The organism is Streptomyces alkaliphilus, assembly GCF_014141535.1.
GTDB lineage: Bacteria > Actinomycetota > Actinomycetes > Streptomycetales > Streptomycetaceae > Streptomyces > Streptomyces alkaliphilus.
The window spans coordinates 1-3016 of sequence record NZ_VKHT01000651.1 but is presented as its reverse complement, the minus strand read 5'-3'; the positions used below and the strand labels follow the sequence as shown (position 1 = coordinate 3016).

At 71.3% G+C, this 3016-nt stretch carries 4 protein-coding genes; 1 reads left to right on the top strand and 3 read right to left on the bottom strand.

Translation table 11 applies throughout. From position 1 onward, the window contains the following. Nucleotides 1-306: 306 nt before the first annotated feature. From FNQ90_RS18010 to FNQ90_RS18000, 3 genes are all read right to left on the bottom strand, one after another. Nucleotides 307-975: a DNA-3-methyladenine glycosylase gene (locus FNQ90_RS18010; protein ID WP_182607326.1), complete on the bottom strand. Its 669-nt coding sequence runs from the start codon at nucleotides 973-975 to the stop codon at nucleotides 307-309. A gap of 271 nt (nucleotides 976-1246) precedes the next feature. Next, the gene (locus FNQ90_RS18005; protein ID WP_182607324.1) at nucleotides 1247-1759 is read right to left on the bottom strand and encodes a barstar family protein; all 513 of its coding nucleotides are present in this window, start codon (nucleotides 1757-1759) and stop codon (nucleotides 1247-1249) included. Next, the gene (locus tag FNQ90_RS18000) at nucleotides 1756-2169 is read right to left on the bottom strand and encodes a ribonuclease domain-containing protein (RefSeq protein ID WP_182607325.1); all 414 of its coding nucleotides are present in this window, start codon (nucleotides 2167-2169) and stop codon (nucleotides 1756-1758) included. The genes FNQ90_RS18005 and FNQ90_RS18000 overlap by 4 nt, the downstream gene beginning before the upstream one ends. A gap of 230 nt (nucleotides 2170-2399) precedes the next feature. Here FNQ90_RS18000 and FNQ90_RS17995 point away from each other — a divergent pair, with 230 nt between their 5' ends. After that, nucleotides 2400-2939, top strand: coding sequence for a YbhB/YbcL family Raf kinase inhibitor-like protein (locus FNQ90_RS17995; protein WP_182607323.1), 540 nt, complete (start codon nucleotides 2400-2402; stop codon nucleotides 2937-2939). Nucleotides 2940-3016 lie beyond the last annotated feature (77 nt).

Here is a 3016-nt window from a genome sequence, read left to right as displayed (position 1 = left end):
GGGGTATCAACATATCTGGCGTTGACTTTTGGCACGCTGTTGAGTTCTCAAGGAACGGACGCTTCCTTCGGAACTTCCCCCACCATTCGGCGGGTTCGTCCTCCGGGCGCTTCCCTTCGGTGTTTCCAACCTTAGCGGATGTTCCCCCGTGCTCCCAAATCAGCTCTCACGAACCGAAAGAGGCGTCACGAAATCGACTCCATCCGGAGTCTTCATCCTGTGAGGTAGGTGTGTCTTCGGAGACGCTCCCGGACCCTTCTTCGAAGAGATCCTTCGGGGAGCCGCCTCCAGGCGACTCGACCAACATTACGGACTCCGAGGGTCCGTGTCAACCCCTGCCGACGAACCGGTTCGACGCCGGGGTTGGTGGGCGCGGTAGGGACTGACACTGGGATCGCCGTCGATCCAGAACCGCCACGGCCGGGCGGCTCCCGCGCCCCCCACCCCGGTCCTCGGCCCACGTCGCACCGCATCGGGGCGCGGGGGGTCCGACGCCCTCCACAACTCCAACGGGGAGGCCTTCCCCGGGCCGGTGACCATCGTGCAGACGTCCGTTCCGTCCAGCTCCCGATCCACCGCGAGTGCCGTGGCGAGACGGGCCGGCCCCCGGGCGAGGTCCCGATGGGCGCGGGCCCGGGGGCGCCGGGCCACCGCGAGTTCCCCGCCCTCGACCACCTCGCCCGCACGCAGGAGCACTCCGCTCGGATGACCGACCGGCCCGCACACGATGTTCAGGCAGTGCCACATCCCGTAGGTGAAGTACACGTAGGCGTGACCGGGCGGTCCGAACATCGAGGCGTTGCGGGCCGTGCGTCCCCGGTACGAGTGCGAGCCGGGGTCGTCGCCTCCCCCATAGGCCTCGACCTCGGTGAGCCGCACCGCGATCGCCCCGTCCGGGGTGTTGCGCACCAGGATCGCGCCGAGCAGCTCCGGGGCCACCTCGGTGACGGGGCGGTCGAGGAAGGCCCGGGGCAGGCGCCCCGCGGAGCGCGGACCGCTTCCTCCCGGAGATGTCGCGGCCCGGTCGGCGGCGAGAGGAACACTCCCCGCCGCCCCGCCGGGGAGGTCCCGGCTGTCCTCATCGCCTTGTCCGGTGGTGCCGTACGGTCGTGCCACGTCGCCCCGCTCCTCTCCTCGTGCTTCCCGTTCCCTCGGGTTCCCTCCCCTTTTCCGTTCCGGTTACCGGGAGAAGGTGCCCTTTCACCCTGCCGGCCCCCGCCGTCGGGCGGGGGCCGGGGGCCGGGGTTCAGCCCAGCAACGCCGCGAACGGCACCGGTCTTGCGCTCCAGTACGCCACGGCCTCGCGGAGGATCTCCTCGGCGGTGTCCACGGTCCCGGCGTCGCACGCGCGCCACCCGCTCCATGTCGGCGCCACCATCAGGCGCCCCCGGGCGGGTGGGAGCCAGGACAGATCCGTGAGGAGGTCCGAGAGCGCGTCCCAGTTCCGCCCCGTACCCGAGGGGAAGTCGAAGGCCGCGGCGAACTCACCCAGCAGAAGTTGCTTGGTCCCCTCCGGCCCCTCCGGGTCCGTGGCACCGGCCTCACCCGTTCCTCCGCCGGATCCACCGGCCGGAGGGCGGAAGGGCAGAACCCTCCATCCCGTCTCCTCGGCCCCGTGCCGTACCCCGGTGGGAAGGGCCGGCTCCCCGTCGTCCTCGGGAAGGGGCGGAAGGCGGTACAGGTCCGCCGGGAGATCACCGCGCAGCAGAGCGGTCAGGCCGGCCCCGAACGGTTCGGGGAGTGTGCTGGGGGTCGTCATCGGATCACCGCTCGGAATGTCTCGTAATGATCGTCGGTGTAGTACATCTCGCCGCTCGCGCCGGTCACGATGCGGCGCGCACCGCGATGGTTGAGGCCGGGGGTGTCCACCGTGTACTCGCGGTAGTGGGCGCGGTCGGAGTGGATCGGCAGCCGTTTCTCGTGGTTGCCGAACCGGCTGCCGTCCTTGTCGTAGGGGAAGGGGCCACCGGCATCGATGAGTTCGATGGTGCGGTGGGCCTCCGGTGGCAGGTCGGTGACCTTCACCGTGTCCATGCCGGACGGGGCCCGGTCGGGGGCTCCCGTCGTCCGTTCGACCGTGTCCCGGCCGGTGCCGTCGGCGCCCGGGGACGTGGTCTCCGGCCCACATCCCGTCAGCAACGCCAGCAGCATCGGCACCAGGGCGAGCATGAGCGCCGGCAGCAGGGGCAGGGGGCGGGACGAAGGGGTCCGTCCGACGACGAACCGCCGGGGAGCGAGGGACTGGGGGGCGCCCCGGTTCACGGGACCGGGCGACGTTCTTCCTGGTATCACGGACCCATGCTGTCACCGGGACACAGCGGCCGGTCACCGGGCCGACGGTCCCGGGGTTTCCGCGCCGGCGGGTGGGATGCCCCCCGGCCGATCACAGGAGGTTGAAGATGGTCGAGGCCAAGCGGCCCCCGCTCCCCCACGATTTCCATCCACCGGTGGCGTCCTTCACGGTGGTGAGTGATGACCTCGTGGAGGGCGGCCCCCTGAAGCCGTCCCAGCTCCTCGATGGCGAGGACACCTCGCCGCAGTTGCGGTGGGAGGGCTTTCCCGAGGGGACGAAGAGCTTCGCGGTGACGTGCTTCGATCCCGATGCCCCGACCGGGAGCGGTTTCTGGCACTGGTCCGTCTTCGATATCCCGGCGTCGGTGACCTCGCTGGCGGCGGGTGCCGGGGCGGGGGACGGGAACGGGTTGCCCGCCGGCGCGGTGCAGGTGCGCAACGACTACGGCACGCGGGGTTTCGGCGGGGCGGCCCCGCCCGCGGGGGACGGCCCGCACCGCTACGTCTTCACGGTCTACGCGGTGGACGCCGAGAAGTTGGGACCGGGCGCGGACGCGACCCCCGCGCAGGTGGGTTTCATGCTGCGGTTCCACGCGATCGGGCGGGCTCACCTGATCGGTACCCATGAGGTGCCCGCGGGGAGCTGAGCGCTCTCGGCACCCGTCTTCCCGCGTTTCCGTGGCCCGTCCCCCTCGGCTACCGTCCGGTCGGGGCGGGCCATGGG

Excerpts from the sequence above, each read along its gene's own strand:
- FNQ90_RS18005 (WP_182607324.1), bottom strand. The coding sequence starts at position 1,759 with ATGACGACCCCCAGCACACTCCCCGAACCGTTCGGGGCCGGCCTGACC.
- FNQ90_RS18000 (WP_182607325.1), bottom strand. The coding sequence starts at position 2,169 with ATGCTCGCCCTGGTGCCGATGCTGCTGGCGTTGCTGACGGGATGTGGG.
- FNQ90_RS17995 (WP_182607323.1), top strand. The coding sequence starts at position 2,400 with ATGGTCGAGGCCAAGCGGCCCCCGCTCCCCCACGATTTCCATCCACCG.